The sequence below is a fragment of the Devosia sp. MC1541 genome (genome assembly GCF_012847305.1).
In the GTDB taxonomy this organism is placed as follows: Bacteria; Pseudomonadota; Alphaproteobacteria; order Rhizobiales; family Devosiaceae; genus Devosia.
This window is the reverse complement of record NZ_JABBDZ010000001.1, coordinates 319,648-338,783: the sequence shown is the minus strand read 5'-3', so window position 1 is coordinate 338,783 and position 19,136 is coordinate 319,648. Positions and strand designations below refer to the sequence as shown.

The 19,136-nt window shown below is 56.5% G+C and carries 16 protein-coding genes; 13 read left to right on the top strand and 3 right to left on the bottom strand.

Translation table 11 applies throughout. The features are described from left to right. Window positions 1-94: 94 nt before the first annotated feature. From rpsB to HKD40_RS01500, 12 genes are all read left to right on the top strand, one after another. The gene (gene rpsB, locus HKD40_RS01555) at window positions 95-847 is read left to right on the top strand and encodes a 30S ribosomal protein S2 (protein ID WP_169193960.1); all 753 of its coding nucleotides are present in this window, start codon (window positions 95-97) and stop codon (window positions 845-847) included. Window positions 848-958: 111 nt separating this feature from the next. After that, window positions 959-1,885 (top strand): translation elongation factor Ts, encoded by a 927-nt coding sequence (tsf, locus tag HKD40_RS01550; RefSeq protein ID WP_169193959.1) that lies wholly within the window; start codon window positions 959-961, stop codon window positions 1,883-1,885. Between the two features lie 195 nt (window positions 1,886-2,080). Then, window positions 2,081-2,800 carry a UMP kinase gene (pyrH, locus tag HKD40_RS01545; RefSeq protein ID WP_169193958.1) on the top strand — a complete coding sequence of 240 codons (720 nt, stop codon included), beginning with the start codon at window positions 2,081-2,083 and terminating at the stop codon, window positions 2,798-2,800. Window positions 2,801-2,872: 72 nt separating this feature from the next. Then, complete coding sequence (frr, locus tag HKD40_RS01540) at window positions 2,873-3,433, top strand: ribosome recycling factor (protein ID WP_169193957.1); 561 nt, start codon at window positions 2,873-2,875, stop codon at window positions 3,431-3,433. A 30-nt stretch (window positions 3,434-3,463) separates the two neighbouring features. After that, the gene (locus HKD40_RS01535; RefSeq protein ID WP_169193956.1) at window positions 3,464-4,225 is read left to right on the top strand and encodes an isoprenyl transferase; all 762 of its coding nucleotides are present in this window, start codon (window positions 3,464-3,466) and stop codon (window positions 4,223-4,225) included. Then, on the top strand, window positions 4,222-5,082 hold the full coding sequence (locus HKD40_RS01530; protein WP_169193955.1) for a phosphatidate cytidylyltransferase: 861 nt from the start codon (window positions 4,222-4,224) through the stop codon (window positions 5,080-5,082). The genes HKD40_RS01535 and HKD40_RS01530 overlap by 4 nt, the downstream gene beginning before the upstream one ends. A 27-nt stretch (window positions 5,083-5,109) precedes the next feature. Continuing rightward, the gene (gene rseP / locus HKD40_RS01525) at window positions 5,110-6,231 is read left to right on the top strand and encodes an RIP metalloprotease RseP (protein WP_169193954.1); all 1,122 of its coding nucleotides are present in this window, start codon (window positions 5,110-5,112) and stop codon (window positions 6,229-6,231) included. Window positions 6,232-6,374: 143 nt separating this feature from the next. Further along, window positions 6,375-8,531 (top strand): outer membrane protein assembly factor BamA, encoded by a 2,157-nt coding sequence (bamA, locus tag HKD40_RS01520; RefSeq protein WP_169193953.1) that lies wholly within the window; start codon window positions 6,375-6,377, stop codon window positions 8,529-8,531. A 71-nt stretch (window positions 8,532-8,602) separates the two neighbouring features. After that, window positions 8,603-9,631 carry a UDP-3-O-(3-hydroxymyristoyl)glucosamine N-acyltransferase gene (lpxD, locus tag HKD40_RS01515; RefSeq protein WP_169193952.1) on the top strand — a complete coding sequence of 343 codons (1,029 nt, stop codon included), beginning with the start codon at window positions 8,603-8,605 and terminating at the stop codon, window positions 9,629-9,631. Continuing rightward, on the top strand, window positions 9,628-10,101 hold the full coding sequence (gene fabZ, locus HKD40_RS01510) for a 3-hydroxyacyl-ACP dehydratase FabZ (RefSeq protein ID WP_169193951.1): 474 nt from the start codon (window positions 9,628-9,630) through the stop codon (window positions 10,099-10,101). Before lpxD ends, fabZ begins: the two co-directional genes overlap by 4 nt. Continuing rightward, on the top strand, window positions 10,098-10,901 hold the full coding sequence (gene lpxA, locus HKD40_RS01505) for an acyl-ACP--UDP-N-acetylglucosamine O-acyltransferase (protein ID WP_169193950.1): 804 nt from the start codon (window positions 10,098-10,100) through the stop codon (window positions 10,899-10,901). Before fabZ ends, lpxA begins: the two co-directional genes overlap by 4 nt. Window positions 10,902-10,912: 11 nt before the next feature. Then, complete coding sequence (locus HKD40_RS01500; protein ID WP_169193949.1) at window positions 10,913-12,043, top strand: lipid-A-disaccharide synthase; 1,131 nt, start codon at window positions 10,913-10,915, stop codon at window positions 12,041-12,043. Window positions 12,044-12,093: 50 nt separating this feature from the next. Here HKD40_RS01500 and gltA read toward each other — a convergent pair whose 3' ends face one another. Both gltA and gltX read right to left on the bottom strand, forming a co-directional pair. Continuing rightward, window positions 12,094-13,383 carry a citrate synthase gene (gene gltA / locus HKD40_RS01495; protein WP_169193948.1) on the bottom strand — a complete coding sequence of 430 codons (1,290 nt, stop codon included), beginning with the start codon at window positions 13,381-13,383 and terminating at the stop codon, window positions 12,094-12,096. Window positions 13,384-13,561: 178 nt separating this feature from the next. Then, window positions 13,562-14,977: a glutamate--tRNA ligase gene (gltX, locus tag HKD40_RS01490; protein WP_169193947.1), complete on the bottom strand. Its 1,416-nt coding sequence runs from the start codon at window positions 14,975-14,977 to the stop codon at window positions 13,562-13,564. Window positions 14,978-15,222: 245 nt separating this feature from the next. On the opposite strand from gltX, the gene HKD40_RS01485 reads away from it, so the two are divergent. After that, a complete protein-coding gene (locus tag HKD40_RS01485) occupies window positions 15,223-17,208 on the top strand; it encodes a ComEC/Rec2 family competence protein (protein ID WP_169193946.1) in 1,986 nt (661 codons plus the stop codon). On the opposite strand, the gene HKD40_RS01480 is transcribed toward HKD40_RS01485, so the two are convergent. Next, entirely contained in the window at window positions 17,177-19,132 is a 1,956-nt protein-coding gene (locus HKD40_RS01480; RefSeq protein ID WP_169193945.1) for a beta-galactosidase, read from the bottom strand. The two genes, HKD40_RS01485 and HKD40_RS01480, sit on opposite strands and share 32 nt — an antisense overlap. Window positions 19,133-19,136: the final 4 nt, after the last annotated feature.

The following is a 19,136-nucleotide window of genomic DNA, read 5'->3' as shown; positions in this document are numbered from 1 at the left end:
AGGGCTTTTCTTTCGGGGGAAGCCAACCGGTGACAGTCCTAACAGACGGTCGCAATTGTCTTGTGGAGGAATCAACCGGTAAAAGGATAGCCCAATGGCACTCCCAGAATTCTCCATGCGTCAGCTGCTCGAAGCTGGCGTGCACTTCGGTCACCAGAAGCATCGCTGGAACCCGAAGATGGAACGCTTCATCTTTGGCGTACGTAACGACATTCACATTCTCGACCTGTCGCAGACCGTTCCGGCTCTGCAGCGCGCTCTTCAGCTGGTGTCTGACACCGTTGCTGATGGCGGTCGCGTTCTGTTCGTTGGTACCAAACGCCAGGCAGCTCCGCTCGTTGCAGACGCTGCAAAGCAGTCGGCTCAGTACTTCGTCAACTCGCGTTGGCTCGGTGGTACTCTGACCAACTGGCAGACGATCTCGAACTCCATCTCGCGCCTGCGCGAACTGGAATCGATGTCTGATGCTGACAAGGCGCTCCGCACCAAGAAGGAACGTCTGATGATGTCCCGTGAACAGGAGCGTCTTGAGCGCGACCTGGGCGGCATCAAGGACATGGGCAACCTGCCGAACCTCCTGTTCGTGATTGACACGAACAAGGAAGAGAACGCGATTAAGGAAGCTCGTCGTCTGGGCATTCCGGTTGTCGCAATCGTCGACACCAACTGCGATCCGGATATCGTTGATTACGCTATTCCGGGTAACGACGACGCAAGCCGCGCTCTGGAACTTTATGTTTCGCTGATCTCCCGTGCAGCTCTCGACGGCATCGCCCGTTCGTCCAGCGCACTGGGTGCAGACCTGGGCGCTTCGAGCGAAGCTCCGGCAGAAGACCTGTCGGAATAAGCTGCTAACTAATCGTCACAAGGCGTGCCTCCTTCGGGAGGCACGCTGACCCTTTAGGGTCTTCCAGATACACATTGCGGTTCCGCGAGGGGCCGCCAAGAGGTGAACCCCATGGAAATCACTGCTGCAATGGTCAAGCAGCTCCGCGACTCGACTGGCGTCGGGATGATGGACTGCAAGAAGGCACTCGCTGAAACCAACGGCGACATGGAAGCTGCAATCGATTGGCTGCGCACCCGTGGCCTCGCGAAGGCTGCAAAGAAGGCTGACCGCGTTGCTGCGGAAGGTCTCGTCGGTGTTGCGACTGCTGGCGCGAAGGCTGCTGTCGTTGAAGTGAACTCTGAAACCGACTTCGTTGCTCGCAACGATCAGTTCCAGAACATCGTGACTGCAATTGCTAAGCTTGCACTCGACGCCGATGGCGACGTTGCTAAGCTCGGCGAAATGCCATTCCCAGGCGCTGGCCACTCGGTTTCTGCTGAACTGACCGAAGCGATCGCTAAGATCGGTGAAAACATGAACCTGCGCCGCACCCAGACCGTTTCGGTCTCGGATGGCGTGGTCGAAAGCTACATCCACAATGCGGTCAAGCCAGGCATTGGCAAGATCGGTATTCTGGTTGCTCTCGAATCGACCGGTGACAAGGCAGTCCTGTCTGCACTCGGCAAGCAGCTTGCGATGCACATCGCAGCAGCCCAGCCACAGGCAATTGCTCCGGAAGAACTGGATCAGGAAGTTGTCGCTCGTGAGCGCGCGATCATTCTTGAACAGGTCAAGGAATCGGGCAAGTCCGCTGAGATCGCTGAAAAGATGGTCGAAGGCCGCATGCGTAAGTACTTCGAAGAAGTCACGCTGCTGAGCCAGACTTTCGTCATCGACGGCGAAACCAAGGTTGCAGACGCAATCAAGAACGCTGAGAAGGACGCTGGCGCCCCGATCAAGCTGACCAAGTTCGTGCGTTTCGCTCTCGGCGAAGGCATTGAAAAGGTTGAAACTGACTTTGCTGCTGAAGTCGCTGCAACTGCAGGCGTAAAGTAAGCCATAGTTACGGCGGGTGGACCTTCGGGCCCGCCCGCTGCTCTCCGGCTGCGGCTAAGCGTCGGATTGAGCCAGTCTATTGTCTCGTTAAATACCTTGCGCAAACTTTGCCTTCCTTTTTGAGGGCGATTTGCCATAGGGTCTGTCTGGTGTTTCGCAGACACCGGTTTTACAATTTTGAAAAAGGGTTCGCCGATGTCTTCTGCTTACAAGCGCATACTGCTCAAGGTTTCGGGCGAGGCGCTAGCGGGTGATAACTCATTCGGCATAGAGCCAAAGTTTCTCCATGGTGTTGCTGAGCAGATCGCGCAGGTTGCGCGCGATGGTGTTCAGGTGGCCATCGTCGTTGGTGGCGGTAACATTTTCCGCGGAATGTCTGGTGCTGCTGATGGCACTGACCGCGTCACTGCCGATGCTATGGGCATGTTGGGGACCATGATCAACGCTCTGGCACTGTCTAACGCGATCTCGCGGCAGGGCCTCAAGGCTAAGCCATTCAGCGCGGCGACCATGCCGTCGGTTGCAGATACATACACCGCCCGTGATGCCAAGCAGGCCCTTGAAGAGGGATTTGTCGTGGTGCTGGGTGGCGGTACGGGTAATCCCTTCTTCACAACTGATACGGCCTCGACGCTTCGCGCGATCGAGCTGGAATGCGATGTTGTTCTCAAGGGGACCAAGGTCGATGGCGTGTATTCCGCTGATCCGATGAAGGACCCTACAGCGACGCGTTACGACGCAATCAGCTTTGAAGAGGTGATTGCTCAGAATCTTAAGGTAATGGACACGTCTGCATTCGCTCTTGCGCGTGACAACGCCATGCCGATCATCGTATATGCGCTGGATGACGCCGCAGGTCTTACCGGCATCTTGGAAGGTAAGGGCCGTTCCACGATCGTTGGTAAGTCTGCATAAGCCAGCAGCAGAATCTGTCGATGTGCGCTATGATTTGCGCACTCGAGAATAGGACTGGAAGGATAACCGACCATGGCATCTGCCTATAACCTCAGCGATCTCAAGACGCGCATGCAGAAGTCGATCGCGTCGCTCAAGGACGAATTGAGCGGTCTTCGTACGGGTCGCGCAAGCGCCAGCCTCTTGGAGCCAGTTGTTGTTGAAGCCTATGGCTCGCGCATGCCGCTCACCCAGGTGGCGACCGTGACTGTCCCTGAGCCGCGTATGCTTTCGGTGCAGGTGTGGGACCGTTCAATGGCTAACGCCGTTGAAAAGGCCATTCGCGATAGCGGTCTCGGTCTGAACCCAATGGGTGAAGGTCAGGTGATCCGCGTTCCTCTTCCGGAGCTGAACGAACAGCGCCGTAAGGAACTCGCTAAGGTCGCTCACAACTATGCAGAAGCTGCGCGCGTTGCTGTGCGTCATATTCGACGTGACGGTATGGATGCCCTTAAAAAGGCTGAAAAAGACGGCGACATGAGCCAAGATGACTCGAAGAAGCAGTCTGAACTTGTTCAGAAGGCCACTGACGATGCTGTTGCAGAAATCGATACGGTCGTAGCAGCAAAAGAACAGGAAATTCTACAGGTTTAAGGCTTGTAGGTTCCGAGCCTGGAGGGGCTTATGGCTGGGGAACCCGCCGCAAAGATCAACGCTGTTTCAGGGTCGGGATGGAAAATTCCGGCCCATATTGGCGTTATTATGGACGGCAACGGACGCTGGGCTAAGCAGCGCGGAAAGATGCGAACGGAAGGACACGTCGAAGGCGTGAAGTCCCTGCGTAACTGCGTCGAGCTCTGCATTACGCACGGCGTGGATTACCTCACCGTTTTCAGTTTCTCATCGGAGAACTGGACGCGCCCTCCCGAAGAAGTGTCCTTTATATTCAATCTTCTACGCCGCTTTGTTGCGTCGGATTTGCAGAAGCTTATCCGGAACAACGTCCGTGTCCGGATCATTGGGTCGCGCCATCAGCTGGACGCGTCGATGGTTCGCTTGATCGAAGATGTTGAGGCAAAAACGTCTGCCAATACCGGGCTGACACTTGTCGTAGCTTTCAACTATGGCAGTAAAGCTGAATTGGTTGAGGCGACACGTCATCTCGCGGCAGAAGTCGCTGCCGGCCGGTTGAAGCCCGAGGACATCACAGAGCAACACGTCTCCAATGCTCTCTACACTGCGGGTATTCCGGATCCTGACGTCATCATTCGCACAAGCGGCGAGCAACGTCTTTCAAACTTTCTGCTGTGGCAGTCGGCATATGCTGAGTTCGTTTTTGTGGACGAACATTGGCCTGATTTCGACGAGCAGAGTTTTACCCGAGTACTAGAGATTTATACCAAGCGAGATCGACGCTTTGGCGGTATTGGAGCTGTGGCCAGTTGAGTAAATCAAAAGGCCCCGCGTCGAGCCAAAACACGCCTGTTCGTCGCTCTTGGGCAGATGTGGGACCGCGCCTTGTTTCTGCGTTGGTCCTTATCGCCTTGACCGTTGTGTCTCTCTATTTGGGTGGAATCTGGTTTGCGCTGGTGGTCAGCGCAGTCTTCGCCGGTTGCTATCGCGAGTGGGAGACTATGGTTTCTCGCCAGCCGATCACCCCTAGGGGCATTGCCATTGTGGCGCTTGTTGCTCTGTCGGGGGTGGTGTTTCCATTCTTCGGCTTTGTCTGGTCTCTCGCTGCTGTGGCGATTGCATGCTGTGTGGCGTTGACCATGGGGCGTGGGGAGATCCTGTGGCGTATAGTCGGCATTGTGCTGTTCAGCGCGCTCATCATCTCGGCGCTGTTAATGCGCGGTGTCGGCGATCTGGGTATCGTTGCTGGCGTGTTTCTGGGTACCTGCGTCTGGATGACGGACTCAGCGGCGTTTTTTACAGGTCGCCAGATCGGTGGCGAGAAATTGGCACCAGCCATTTCGCCGTCTAAGACTTGGTCAGGTGCTTTGGGTGGCTTGGCTCTAGGGACGATTGCGGGCCTTGCGGTCTGGATGGTTCTTACGCCATCGCCGTGGTGGATTGGTTTGATTGTCGCTGCTTCTATCAGTGTACTGGGGCAGGTGGGTGACCTCACCGAAAGCAGCATAAAGCGCTGGTTCCGCATTAAAGACACAGGCGACATCATTCCTGGCCACGGTGGTCTGATGGACCGCCTTGATAGCCTCACATTCGGCTTGTTCTTGGTGGTGATTATCGGTGCCACCCATCAGGGCTTCGGCTCGGTCGCTGAAGGCCTGCTGCACTGGTAGTTTGCCAGTGCCACTATAAGGAATACCATGTTCGACGCCTTTTTATGGCTCAATGCCATTTGGATCATCGCTGCGATCGTCTTCATCCACGAGATGGGGCATTATCTTGTCGCGCGTTGGAATGGCGTGGCTATCCAGGCATTTTCTGTCGGTTTTGGTCCTGAGATTATCGGGTGGAATGATAAGCACGGCACTCGTTGGAAGATTTCAGCGATCCCGCTCGGTGGTTATGTTCGCTTCCTTGGTGACATGAATGAGGCCAGCGCGCCCGATCCTGAGGTCATGAAGAATATTGACCCGGCTCTGGCGCCGCGCTTGTTCATGAATAAGAATGTTTGGCAGCGGATCTCCATCGTTCTCGCTGGTCCCGTCGCAAACATCATCCTGACATTCGTCATCCTCTATGTGCTGCTCATGAGCTATGGGCGCTACATTATTCCGCCCACGATCGGCGACGTGTTGCCAGCCTCTGTCGCGGCTGAAGCAGGTTTTGAGCCGGGCGATATGATCATCTCTGTGGACGGTTACAAAGTTCGCGGGTTTGACGACTTCCAGCGATTCATCGCGACCAGCCCTGAGCGCGAAGTCAGCGTTGTCTTGGAGCGGAACGGTGGCGAACGTGCTATTGCACTAACACCAGAGGCTGTTTCGGTTGAAGATCGTTTCGGCAACAATCAGCGTATCGGCCGGATCGGGGTAACGCGTGACGTTACTCAAGAGGAAGTTGCGCTGTACAAGCCGGGTCCAGTCGAAGCCATCGGCATGACCTTTGAGGAAATCCGCTTTATTATTCAGCGCACTGCGGCGTTCCTGGGTGACTTCTTTGTTGGCCGCGGAGACGTGGAGCAGCTTGGCGGTCCTGTCAAAGTTGCGAAGGTTTCCGGGGAAGTAGCGACCTTGGGATTCGTCGCGCTGATCAATCTGATGGCGCTGCTGTCCCTCAACATTGGCATATTCAATCTCCTGCCAGTTCCCATGCTTGATGGGGGGCACTTGCTCTATTACGCCGTTGAAGCGGTCAGGGGTAAACCTCTGAGTATGAGGGTGCAGGAGATCGGCTATCGCTTTGGATTTGCTTTGGTTGTCGGCCTTATGGTCTTTACGCTCTTTAATGATACACTTTTCGCATATTTCGGAATTCTGCGCTAACTGCGGGTTAACCTTAACTGGCAGTGTGTTGCGTGAATACAAGGGTTGAGACGAATAACTTGCGTTCTGCGTGGTACGGGGTTGTTCCAAATTCAAAAAACAGTAAAACACTTCAATGGAGTTTGCTTGGGGAGGCGCTGTGCATGGCGATTCCCCGGGCGGTCGCAGAAGGCAAAAACAATATGATCTACCCCACCAAGCTGATGCGTGGCGCGGTTTCCGCGATCGCCATACTCGGGGCTTCGTCCCTCGCTGCTGGTGTTCCTGTTGTCGGCGCTGTCGCTGCCTACGCTCAGGAACAGCTGGTTGCCTCGGTTCTATTTGAAGGCAACCGTGCAATTCAGGACAGCAAGCTGGTCGACATGGTTGACCTGTCGAGTTCTGGTATTTTCTCGCAAGCACGTCTTGCTGCCGACGTTGAGAGTATCCGTCGCGCTTATGATGCGCAGGGCTATCGCGGTGTTACCGTGACGGCGCGCACTGAAGCGACTGCTGATAGTCGTGTTCGTGTTATCTTCCAGATTAATGAAGGCAATCGCTCTGGCATTGCTGGGATTAATTTCACCGGTAATAACGCGATTGGTTCTGGCAACCTTAAGGGTGCCATGCTGACCAAGGAAACTGGTCTGCTGAGCTGGTTGGTTCGTGATGACTCCTACGATGAGCGTAAGCTTGCCGTGGATCGTGAACGCCTTCGTCTCTACTACGCAAACCGTGGTTACCCAGATGCTCAGGTGAACTCGGTTGTTGAATTTGACGCTGCGCGCAATGCGTACTTCATCAACGTCACTGTTAATGAAGGTCAGCGTTACAAGATTGGTAATGTTGGTATCGAAACCAGCATCAGTGGTCTGAATACTGACGCGCTGCGCGGTGCGGTTCGTACAGGCAAGGGTTCGACCTATTCGGCTGATGCGCTGCAGAAGTCCATCGAGACGATGGCGTATGAAGCGACGGCGCAGGGTTATTCCTTTGCTGACGTTCGTGCTCGCCTTGATCGTGACGTTGCGACCGGCACGTTTAACGTAACTTACCTGGTTGATGAGGGTGCGCGCATTTATGTTGAGCGCATCAACATCAGTGGCAACGTGAAGTCGCGTGACTTTGTTATTCGCCGTGAATTTGACTTCGCAGAAGGCGATGCGTTCAATCGCTCGATGGTCGTTCGCGGTCGTCAGAATCTCGAAAATCTTGGCTATTTCACTAAGGTCGATATCTCGACCGCGCAGGGTTCCTCTGCCGATAAGATCATCCTCAACATTAATGTTGAAGAAGGTCCGACTGGTGAATATGGCGCAACCGCAGGTTACTCCACTTCGGATGGTATCCTTGGTGAGCTGTCGCTGACCGAGCGCAACTTCCTTGGTCGTGGTCAGTACCTTCGTGCTGCAATCGGTGCATCGGAGTCGGGCCGTACGTTCGACTTCTCCTTCACCGAGCCGCGTTTCATGGGTACCCGGGTTTCGGCTGGTATTGATGCGTATCACCGCATTAGCGACGAAAACTCGAATAGCTTCTACGGTACGCAGGCAACCGGCGGGCAGGTTCGCTTCGGTGTTCCGATTACCAGTGCTCTGTCGAGCTCGGTATTCTTCGGTGGTGAGCATAAGGTTATCGCTGACGCGAAGGATCCGTACTCGGCTCTCGTGGATGATGGTCAGGTCTTCAACAAGGCATTTGTTGGCTACTCGCTGACTTGGAATTCTCTGAACGATCAGAAGAAGCCAAGTGAAGGTCTGCTTGCAACCTTCACACAGCAGTACATTGGCTGGGATCATAACCTGCTCAAGACCGAAGCACGCGGTCGCTACTTCATGCCTCTGATCCCAGATGCTGGTGTGGTCGGTAGTGTGCGCGCTCAGGCCGGTATCATCAATTCCATGGACGGTGGTGCCGTTCATGCGGTTGAGGCCTTCTCGGCTGGTTCGTCGCTTGTTCGTGGTTTCCAGGGTCGTGGTGTCGGTCCGCGCCTCGACAATGGCGAATACCTCGGCATGACCTACTATGCTGGTATTTCGGCTGAAGTTCAGTTCCCAATCCCTGGTCTGCCAGAGAGCTACGGTCTGAGCGGCGCAGTGTTCGCTGATGCGGCATATGTCGGTAGCGAACATCTTCCAGGTCTCGGCGGCGGCGCACTTGCTGCTGGCAGCGTTGATGAGCCTTGGAAGGCTTCGGTTGGCGCGTCCCTGATCTGGGATTCACCATTCGGCCCGCTCCGTGGTGACGTTGCTCACGTGTTGAACAAGGCCACAGACGATCGTACTCAGGTGTTCCAGTTTACGATCTCCAGCTTGCTCTAATCAGAGCAACGTGACAGATATTTTCGAGCCGCGGCGCGGTCGCCCGCGGCTCGTTTATTTTGAGTGACAGTATGGTTGATACGCGTTTCCACCGTTTTGCCGGGCCTGTCCAGTTGGGCGCGCTGCTTACTAGCATCGGTCGTGAGGATCTTGTTCCAGACCTTAGCCGGCCGGACTACCTTGTAACGGGCGTTTCAGAACTAGAACTTGCAGGGCCAGGCGAGATCGCATTTGCGGCTCATCCGAGCTACGCGAGTGAGTTACGCCAGTCGTCTGCTGGCATTGTGTTGGTTTCCCCAAATCTGGTTGATGACGCTCCTAAGGGAGCGATTGTCGTTGCGACCACGGGTACCCATAACGTTTTTGCAGACATTCTGGACGCGCTTTACCCATCCAACACACGGTCGATCATTGCTGGTCTGCGTGACGATCTCGCAGAGCCGCTGATTGAGGCTGACGTCTATCTCGGCGCTAATGTCGCTGTTGGGCAAGGCGTTGAAATCGGTCGCGGAACGGTTATCGGCGCCAATGCCGTCATTGGGGCAGGGGTCACCATCGGGCGCAATTGCGTTATTGGCGCCAATGTCACTTTGGAATGCGCGCATCTGGGCAATGGCGTTGTGCTGCACCCCGGTGTGCGGATCGGCACGGAAGGCTTTGGCTGGTTGGATCATGGCCGGACGAACCGGAAGATCCCGCAGCTCGGTCGCGCCATTATTCAAGATCGCGTTGAAATTGGTGCGAATTCGACAATTGATCGTGGCGCGCTTGGGGATACCGTGATCGGCGAGGGCACAAAGGTCGACAACCTCGTGCAGATCGGTCACAACTGCAAAATTGGTCGCAATTGTCTGATTGCGGCGATGTCCGGGCTCTCTGGGTCTACTATCGTTGAAGACAGCGTGCTTCTTGGTGGTGGGGTCGGGAGCTCAGGGCACCTGAGAATTGGTACTCGCTCCGTGGTTCATGGCCGCGCTGCGGTGACTAAGGATTGGCCAGCAGATTCGAAGCTAGCTGGTGCGCCAGCTCAGGATATTAGAGATTTCTGGCGAGAACTCGCCATCATGCGCAAACTAACAAAGGGTGAGAAGCGGGGATGACTGAAACTACCGCCGTGACCGAACTCGATGCGATGAGCATTGGTGAAATTCTGGAAGCCCTCCCACACCGTTACCCGTTCTTGATGATCGACAAGATCATCGAAATTGACGGTGACGAGAGTGCTGTTGGTGTGAAGAACGTCACCTACAACGAGCCTATTTTTACCGGCCACTTCCCCGGTAATCCGATTTTTCCTGGTGTGCTCATCATCGAAGGCATGGCCCAGACGGCCGGTGCTATCGTGATTAAGCACGATTCCAATGGCGGCAAGAAAAACGTCGTTCTGATGCTTGGCGTTGATAAGGCCAAGTTCCGCAAGCCAGCAGGTCCGGGCGACACGATTGAGTTTCATATCGCTAAGATCCAGCGTCGTCGCAACGTCGGGCGCTATGGCGCGCAAGCCAAGGTCAATGGTGTGGTGATTGCCGAAGCGGAAATCACTGCCATGATTGTTGGTGCCGACGAGTGAGCAGTTTGACTATCCATCCGACAGCAATCGTTGATAAAAACGCTCAGCTCGGTGCGGGCGTCCGTATTGGGCCGTATTGCATTGTCGGACCTAACGTCAAACTGGGCGACAATGTGGAACTGGTGTCCCATGTCTCCATCGACGGCCGCACCACAATCGGTGCCGGTACAAAGATCTTCCCCTTCGCTTCGATTGGGCATCAACCTCAGGATTTGAAGTTCCACGGCGAAGAGTCCTATCTCGAGATCGGTGAGCGCAACACCATCCGTGAGTCCGTCACCATCAACCCGGGAACGGAAGGTGGCGGTCTATATACGCGGATTGGCAATGACTGTTTGCTGATGGCCTGTTCGCATGTGGCTCACGATTGCCAGGTTGGCAATAATGTGGTGCTGGCCAATTACGTTGGTCTGGCCGGCCATTCGATTGTCGGCGATCACGTCGGCTTTGGCGGCATATGTGCGGTACGCCAGTTCGTGCGTATTGGGCATCATGCCTTCATCGGCGCGCAGAGCATGATTGATGCTGACGTCATTCCTTATGGCTTGGCTGTCGGTAATCGTGCGCGACTGGGTGGGTTGAACCTCGTTGGTTTGAAGCGTCGCGGCTTTGATCGTGATGCAATTCATTCATTGCGAGCTGCCTATCGCATGATCTTCTCGCAAGAGGGGACGCTTCGTGAGCGCGTCGAAGACGCCGCTGAGATGTTTAAAGACAAGCCGCTGGTGCAGGATGTGGTGAACTTCATTACCGCTGAAGATCGCCCCCTTATTCAGCCGCGTGATCTAGACGAAGAGTAAGAGTAGAGAACATGACGAGCCCGCTTCGTCTCTTTATCCTTGCGGGCGAGCCATCTGGCGACCGCATTGCTGCAGATCTCGTTTCGCGATTGCAGGCGCGTGTGCCACTTGAATTTGCCGGGGTAGGGGGTGAAGCACTCTCTTCCCTAGGCCTCAAATCATTCTTTGATATGAATGAGCTATCGGTCATGGGCTGGGCTGACGTGTTACCACGCTTGCCCAAACTACTCTGGCGGTCGCGGCAGGTCGCACGGGCCATTGTTAAGGCTCGGCCCGATGTTGCGGTGTTGGTCGACTCTCAAGTTTTCAACGCCATTGTTGCCAAGCAGGTCCACAAGCTGGCTCCCGAAATACCAGTGGTGCTTTGTGTGGCTCCCGCCGTTTGGGCTTGGAAGCCTGAGCGGGCCAAGTCCCTGAGCCCGAAATTTCGCGAGATACTATCCGTCTTGCCTTTCGAACCAGCGTTTATGCGCGCGGCTGGCGGACCTGAAACGAATTATATCGGTCACCCGGCGACAAGCGTATTCAAACAGCGTTCAGAAGTGCCCCAGAGCGGGCCGCTGATGCTCTTACCAGGCAGCCGCGAGGGCGAGTTGCGTCGCCATCTGCCACTGATGGCCGAGGTCGCCAAGCAATTGGCCGACCATCCGCGTGTAACTGGTTTTGTGCTTCCGACACCGAGCCGTCTTAAAGCGCGCGTAGAGCGTGAAACCAGCCAGTGGCCGGTTGCCGTTGAGGTGATCACAGGAGATGAGCGCCGGGCTGCTGCACTGGATAGCGCCGTGGCGGCTGTCGCGGTGACTGGTACCGTCACGCTTGAGCTGGCGCTTTCTGGTGTTCCCATGGTCACGACCTATGTTGCCGATAAGGGGCAGGCCAAGCGTTGGGTGAAGTATAAGGTGAAGTACGCGTCACTCCCCAACGCGATCCTCGATCAGCCGCTGGTGCCCGAGGTTCTGCAACTCGAAGCCGATCCTGCAGCACTGGTCGCGAAGATCACTCAGCTTCTCGACGAACCGGCAAGCAGCCAAGCGCAGTTGGTTGGCTTTGCACGCATTCGCACTCTTATGGAACATGGAGAAGAGGGTGAGGCACGGGTTGATCCCGTTGAACGCATCCTTCGCTACTATAATCCGGAATGAAAAAAGGCCCCGCAATGCGGGGCCTAATTTTATGATGATCTGACCTGTGATTACCGGGTTTCGATCGGAGCGTAATCGCGTGCGGTCGCGCCTTGGTAGAGCTGGCGCGGACGGCCGATCTTCTTCTGAGGATCGCCGATCATTTCCTTCCACTGGCTGATCCAGCCAACGGTACGAGCCACCGCGAACAGAACGGTGAACATCGAGGTTGGGAAGCCGATCGCATCGAGGATCACGCCCGAATAGAAATCGACATTTGGATAGAGCTTGCGATCGATGAAGTACTGATCTTCCAGCGCAATGCGCTCGAGTTCCTGAGCAACCTGCAGGGTTGGATTGTTCTCAACGCCAAGGATGGCCAGAACTTCCTTCGCTGTCTGCTGCATGACCTTCGCACGAGGGTCGAAGTTTTTGTAGACGCGGTGACCAAAGCCCATCAGGCGGAACGGATCGTTCTTGTCTTTCGCACGAGCGATGAACTCGGGAATGCGATCAACAGTGCCGATTTCGCGGAGCATGTTCAGGCATGCTTCGTTGGCGCCGCCGTGAGCAGGTCCCCAGAGGCAAGCAACACCGGCAGCGATACAGGCGAATGGGTTCGCGTCCGACGAGCCGGACAGGCGCACGGTCGAGGTCGATGCGTTCTGTTCGTGGTCTGCGTGCAGGGTAAAGATCAGGTCCATCGCACGGGCGATTTTCGGATCGACCTTGTACTGTTCGGCAGGAACCGAGAAGCACATGTGCAGGAAATTCGCTGCGTAATCCAAGTCGTTACGTGGATAGACGAAGGGCTGACCGACCGAATATTTATACGCCATAGCTGCGAGCGTTGGGATCTTCGCGATCATACGGATCGAGGCGATCTCGCGCTGCTGTGGGTCATTGATGTCGGTGGAGTCGTGGTAGAACGCCGCCATAGCGCCCACGACACCGGTCATGATGGCCATAGGATGAGCGTCGCGACGGAAGCCGCGATAGAAATAGTGCATCTGCTCATGCACCATTGTGTGGCGGGTAACGACCTCGTCGAAGTCTTTCAGCTGAGCTGCGGTTGGCAGTTCGCCATAGAGGAGGAGGTAGGAAACTTCGAGAAAGCTGGAGTGCTCGGCCAGTTGTTCGATTGGGTAACCGCGATAGAGAAGCTCGCCTTTGTCACCATCGATATAGGTGATGGCGCTATCGCAGGCGGCTGTCGAGGTGAAACCGGGGTCGTATGTGAACAGACCGGTCTTGGCATAGAGTGAACGGATATCAACCACATCTGGTCCGACCGACCCGCTCAGGATCGGGAACTCATGGGTTTCATCTCCGATGACGAGTTTGGCGACTTTGTCGGTCATAGAGCACTCCTCGATTCATCGCAGGCACAAAAGCAAAGCTGGTGCATCGTGCCGGCACCGGCGCCTGACCGCGCCGTTTTCGAGGGTAGAGGTATCAGGTTCTAGGCCTGAGAGGCAACCGATAGGTATGCGCTGGTGCGGTATCGGCGCGGGTGAACCGCGCCGATATTTAAAGGTTTTAGTTGACGGTTACGTCGCCGAGTCGAGCCATGCTTTCTTCGCGGCCGATCAGCACCATTACCTCGAAAATCCCCGGAGAAACGGTGCGTCCGGTGAGTGCAGCACGCAGTGGCTGAGCAAGCTTGCCGAGCTTGAGACCCTTCTCTTCGGCCAGTTTGCGCATGACCGCATCGATCTCTGGCACTGACCAATCGGCAAGGCCCCCTAACGTATCAGCAACGCTTTTGAGCATCTCGCGATTTTCAGGGGTCAGCAATGCTGCAGCGGCCGAGTCAGGCGTGATCGGGCGGGTCGCGTAAATGAACTGCGCCAGGTCGATGAGCTCGAGGACAGTTTTCGCACGTGGCTGCAGTTCTGGCAGCGCGGCGAGCACCGAATTGTGGTTGGCAACCAGACCGGCGTGGTCTTCGGTGCGGCCGGTTTCAAGCGCGGTCGCGACCATGACCTCGTAGAGATACGCAGGCTCAGCAGCACGAATATAGATGCCGTTGATGTTCGCCAGCTTATCGAAGTCAAACCGTGCCGCGCCCTTGTTGAGGGCTTCTAGGCTGAACCACTCAACCATCTGCTCGGTCGAGAAGATTTCTTCGTCGCCGTGGCTCCAGCCTAGGCGCGAGAGATAGTTGCGCATGGCTGCGGGCAGGTAGCCCATCTGGCGGTATTGTTCAGCGCCGAGTGCACCGTGACGCTTGGAGAGCTTAGCGCCGTCAGGACCGTGGATCAGCGGAATATGCGCCATTTCCGGCACAGTCCAACCCATGGCGTTGTAAATGATGATTTGGCGGGCGGCATTGGTGAGGTGGTCGTCGCCACGGATAATGTGGGTGACGCCCATGTCATGGTCGTCGACAACCACGGCATGCATATAGGTCGGGGTGCCGTCCGAACGCAGGATGATGAAATCGTCGAGGTTTTCGGTCTTGAAGACGACATCGCCCTGGACATGGTCCTTGACGACGATTTCGCCAGACAGCGGAGCCTTGATGCGCACGACTGGCTTTACGCCTTCCGGCGCTTCGCTCACATCGCGGTCGCGCCAATAGCCATTGTAGCGCGGAGGCTTACCGGCAGCGCGCGCGTCTTCGCGCATCTTGTCGAGTTCTTCTGGCGAGCAGTAGCAATAGTAAGCGTGGCCCATCTTGACCAGCTCGTGAGCGACTTCCGCGTGGCGCGGTGCGCGTTCAAACTGGCTGATCGGTTCACCTTCCCAGTCGAGGCCCAGCCAAGTCAGGCCATCGATGAGCGCGACAACTGCAGCTTCGGTGGAACGCTCGCGGTCGGTGTCCTCGATACGCAGCAGCATCTTGCCGCCGGAGTGCTTTGCGAAAGCCCAGCTAAACAGGGCGGTACGAGCACCACCAATGTGCAGGTAACCGGTGGGGGATGGGGCGAAACGGGTTACGACCTGAGACATGGTTCCAAGGAATTTTGAGGAAGTGTGCGGCGTGTGTACCATAGCCTTGGGGCAGCGCAAGGGCGAGGGCGCGCGTGGGGAGCGAACGAGTACCGATTTGGTCTCGGTTTAGGCCGATAAATGCCGGACTTTCCGGTGTTTTCGGTCAGGTTTTCCTGCGCCAAATGATCGCTCACCCTTTAGCGACTGCGTATCAGAGACTTGTCGCGGAATTTGGCGCGGCCTTTGAGCAAAGGCGCGGTTTCGTGCTGCTGCCATTTTCGCTCATCGCGGGGATGATTGCCTATACCCTGCTGTTGGGGGAACCGCATTGGCTGGTTCTGGCGACCGGAGCGGTTGTTTGCGCTCTCGGTCTCGTCTGGGCAAGCTGGCGCGCGCCCATTGAGGGTATCCGGCTTATGGTGCAGCTATCAGCCCTGTGGGCCGGGTTTTGCCTCCTGCCGCTGCATGGAGCCCTCTTTGGTACAGATATGCTGCGCACGCCTTTCTACGGGACCTATGAGGCGCGCGTTGATGAGGTGCTCGGTAGTGACGGCGGGCGGGCGCGGGTCATCATTTCAGCCATCACCCCGGATGCAGAGGCGCGGGCGGTGCCGATCCGCCGGGCGCGGTTGATCTTGCCGGTGGATGTGCAGGTGGAGCCCGGCGACATCATTCGCGCCGCAATGCGCTTTGCGCCTATTCCGGGCCCCGTGTTGCCGGGGGCATTCGATGGTCAATTCCATTCGTATTTCAACGGCGTAGGTGCATATGGAAATGTAACGAGCCAGTTTCAGCTGGTATGGAGCGGCGACGGTTTCGCGCTGGATCGGCGCGTACTGGCGCTCCGCACAGCCATTGCGGATCGGATAGACATGCACCTTGATGACGCAACCGCAGCGATTGGCAAGGCCATGGTCGTGGGGGACCAGAGCGATATTGATGATGAAACACGGGAGGTTATGGCTGCATCGGGGCTTGCCCATATCTATTCGATTTCGGGCCTCCATCTCTCCATCGTCGCGGGAGGGATCTATTTCCTTGTGCGCCTGCTTCTTGCGTCTATTCCCCTCGCGGTCGGCTTGCCGGTAAAAAAGATTGCGGCGGTTGTCGGCTTGCTGTCCGCCTTTGCTTATCTGGCGCTCGCGGGTGGCATCGAAAATGTCCCGGCATTTCGCTCCACATTGATGCTGGCGCTGGTCTTTGGGGCGGTGTTGGCGGGGCGACAGGCCTTGACGATGCGTAACGTTGCGATTGCCGCTCTTGCCATTTTAGTCATTGATCCAGCGAGCATTTTCCGCCCGAGCTTTCAGCTGTCATTCGCCGCTGTCGTGGCATTGATCGGCGTTTATGAAATGCCGCTTGGCAAAATCCCCAAGTCCAGTGGGCGGTTCAGCCGGGTAGTGAGCCTTGTCTCGGCGACCGCTTGGACGAGCTTCATCGCCGGGGGCGCGACGATGCTTTTCTCGGCCTATCATTTTCAGCAAACAGCTCCATTGGGCGTGGTGGGCAATGTCTTGGCTTTGCCGTTTGTTAGCCTGATCATTATGCCGTTTGGCGTGGTGTCGGCCTTGGCCATTCCGCTCGGCCTTGATGCTGCGCCTTTTCAAATTATGGGCTGGGGCATCGACCGGATGGTCGATGTGGCAGAACTGGTCGCTGGCTGGAGTGAAGGGTTTACTGGTAACCCATTGCTTGCAGAATGGACCTTGGTCGCTAGTGTTATCGCATTGGCGTGGTTTGCTTTTCTGCAAACGCGATGGCGATTTTTGGGCCCTATTGTCCTCGTGCCTCTGGTGCTTTTTTATGGCTGGGTACCACGGCCGGATATTCTAATCGCCGACACCACCCAGGCCGTCGCAATCCGGGATGGTGACGGATATGGGCTCGTTACGGGACGCGCTGGGAGTTTTGCCGTGGAAGTCTGGGAGCAGCATTTTCAGACGGAAATCAGCGCGCAGCACAGCACCACAAGATGCGACGACCTTGCGTGTGTTTCCGATCAGAACGGCTATAGCGTCGCGACAATAAAGAACGCCGCCGCCTTTGCCGAAGACTGCGGGCGGCATGATCTCGTCATAACCCGCCTTAGAGCGCCCGTATTCTGCACTAGCGCAGGCCAGATCATCGACGCGGATCAGTTAGCCCGAGGTGGCGTACACAGTTTGGTTTGGAATGATGAGGCAGGCCGTTTTGATCTTCGGCCTGCGCTCACAAATCTCAACCGCCCGTGGAGAGCCTTGCAACGGTAACACCAGCGCTTTCGATTTCTGGTCCGCCCAAAGCATAACCGCTCTCATCTGGTGCGGGGATAAGTGTTTGGGTCGTGGTGCCGTAGTTGACGTAGATGCGGAACTTTCCACGGGTTCGGCAGCGCACGCCCGCAGGAATATTCAGCACCGGCACATCGGCCTCGGCGATCAGGTAATCGGCAATGCGCTGGACCAAAGCGCGGTCGCCGCTCGCGGTCTGGTAGAAGATCTTGCCCTGCGAGAGGAGAACCGGAACGCCTTCAACGTCCTCGATAATGACCTCGGCACCGCCTTCGGTTTTTTCCCGCCAAAGCTGTGTCTCGCCGCCACCGCGAACGGTAACCGAGACGCCACGCGGCAGGCTGTCGACCCGCGCAACTTTCACGTCGAGAAGGTTTTGCGGCAAGTCGGGCCCGAGACGCTTGGGCGTGATGTAGTTCTGATCCTTAGAGCCCGTGCGTGGCCCGATGAGGAGATGCCCCTCAAAGCTTTCTACAGCGGTGCGTAGCGCGTCGGTCCAAGCGAACAGGGCTGGCAGAGCGACGATGTCATAACCCTCAAAACTCGTGGTTTTGGGTGAAAGGACATCAACGTCGAGGCCGTGTTTGCGGAAAGCCGAATAGAGTTCGCGCACGTGATTGCCGTGCTTAAACCCTTGCGCTTGCGGCATGATCTCCCATGCCCATTCGCTCTGGTAATCATAGACCAGCGCGACGCGGCCCTTATTGGCGAGGCCATCCAAGCCGATGTCGCGTAACTCTTGAGCGACCTGTGTCGCCTCGTGATAGGCCGGGGCTGGTTCGCTATCGGGACGGAGCAGGCCCGCGTGCATCTGCTCTTGGGCCATGGGGGCCTGCCGCCAACGGAAGTAAGAAACCACTTCTGCGCCGTGTGCAAAGGCTTCCCACGCCCAAAGACGTGCCATGCCAGGCAAAGGGTCGGGATTAGCAAAAGCCCAGTTCACCGGGCCAGGTTGCTGCTCCATGATCCACCAGCGGCCATGCCCGACCGTGCGGTAGAGATCATGGTGGAAGGCAGCATTGTCCGGATCGCCTTGGCGCAGGTACTGGCGCTTGGTTTCCGCACTCTCATCGGACATCGCAAGGTGACCGATGGGATAGCTGTCCCACGAGGCGATATCGAGTGTTTCGGCCACATCATAGTGGTCGAACTCGGCATAACGGCTCATGAAATTATGGATGACCGGCAGGTCTGGGCGCTGGGCCTTGAGAATGTCGAATTGGACAGCATTGAAAGCCGCGACCTGATCGGAGGCATAGCGGCGGAAATCTAGCTCATGGCCCGGTGTGGCTTCGCAGACCAAAAGATTAGGCAGCTCGATCTGATCGAAGCGATTGTATTCCATCGACCAGAAGACATTGCCCCACGCCTGATTAAGCGCGTCGATCGTGCCGTATTTCTTTTCAAGCCAGAGGCGGAAACCAGCTTCAGCAGCAGGTGAATAGGAATAGGTCGTGCCGTGGCAGCCATATTCATTGTCGGTCTGCCAGCCAATGAGGGCAGGGTGATCGCCAACGCGTTCAGCGACGATCCTTGTGATCCGTGCAGCCTCTTCACGATAGCCAAGGTGAGAGAAATCGTAATGGCGGCGGGAGCCGAAGCCACGCCGCCGTCCCTGCGCATCCACTGCGAACATATCTGGGTGTTTGTCCGCCATCCAGCGCGGCGGGGTCGCCGTGGGTGTGCCGACAATGACCTTAAGGCCATGTTTGTGCAGTACGTCCATCGACCGAATAAGCCAATCGAACTGTAAATTGCCGGGCGTAGGCTCAAGGCGTGACCAGGCGAATTCGCCGATCCGCACGATTTTGATCCCGACTTCGGCCATGCGGCGGGCGTCTGCGTCCCACCAATCTTCTGGCCAATGTTCGGGATAGTAGCAAACGCCCAATGCAGGGTACATCTCG

Coding starts and splice junctions, on each gene's coding strand:
- frr (WP_169193957.1), top strand. CDS start 2,873: ATGGCATCTGCCTATAACCTCAGCGATCTCAAGACGCGCATGCAGAAG.
- tsf (WP_169193959.1), top strand. CDS start 959: ATGGAAATCACTGCTGCAATGGTCAAGCAGCTCCGCGACTCGACTGGC.
- rseP (WP_169193954.1), top strand. CDS start 5,110: ATGTTCGACGCCTTTTTATGGCTCAATGCCATTTGGATCATCGCTGCG.
- gltA (WP_169193948.1), bottom strand. CDS start 13,383: ATGACCGACAAAGTCGCCAAACTCGTCATCGGAGATGAAACCCATGAG.
- pyrH (WP_169193958.1), top strand. CDS start 2,081: ATGTCTTCTGCTTACAAGCGCATACTGCTCAAGGTTTCGGGCGAGGCG.
- HKD40_RS01500 (WP_169193949.1), top strand. CDS start 10,913: ATGACGAGCCCGCTTCGTCTCTTTATCCTTGCGGGCGAGCCATCTGGC.
- HKD40_RS01535 (WP_169193956.1), top strand. CDS start 3,464: ATGGCTGGGGAACCCGCCGCAAAGATCAACGCTGTTTCAGGGTCGGGA.
- bamA (WP_169193953.1), top strand. CDS start 6,375: ATGGCGATTCCCCGGGCGGTCGCAGAAGGCAAAAACAATATGATCTAC.
- HKD40_RS01480 (WP_169193945.1), bottom strand. CDS start 19,132: ATGTACCCTGCATTGGGCGTTTGCTACTATCCCGAACATTGGCCAGAA.
- rpsB (WP_169193960.1), top strand. CDS start 95: ATGGCACTCCCAGAATTCTCCATGCGTCAGCTGCTCGAAGCTGGCGTG.
- fabZ (WP_169193951.1), top strand. CDS start 9,628: ATGACTGAAACTACCGCCGTGACCGAACTCGATGCGATGAGCATTGGT.
- lpxD (WP_169193952.1), top strand. CDS start 8,603: ATGGTTGATACGCGTTTCCACCGTTTTGCCGGGCCTGTCCAGTTGGGC.
- gltX (WP_169193947.1), bottom strand. CDS start 14,977: ATGTCTCAGGTCGTAACCCGTTTCGCCCCATCCCCCACCGGTTACCTG.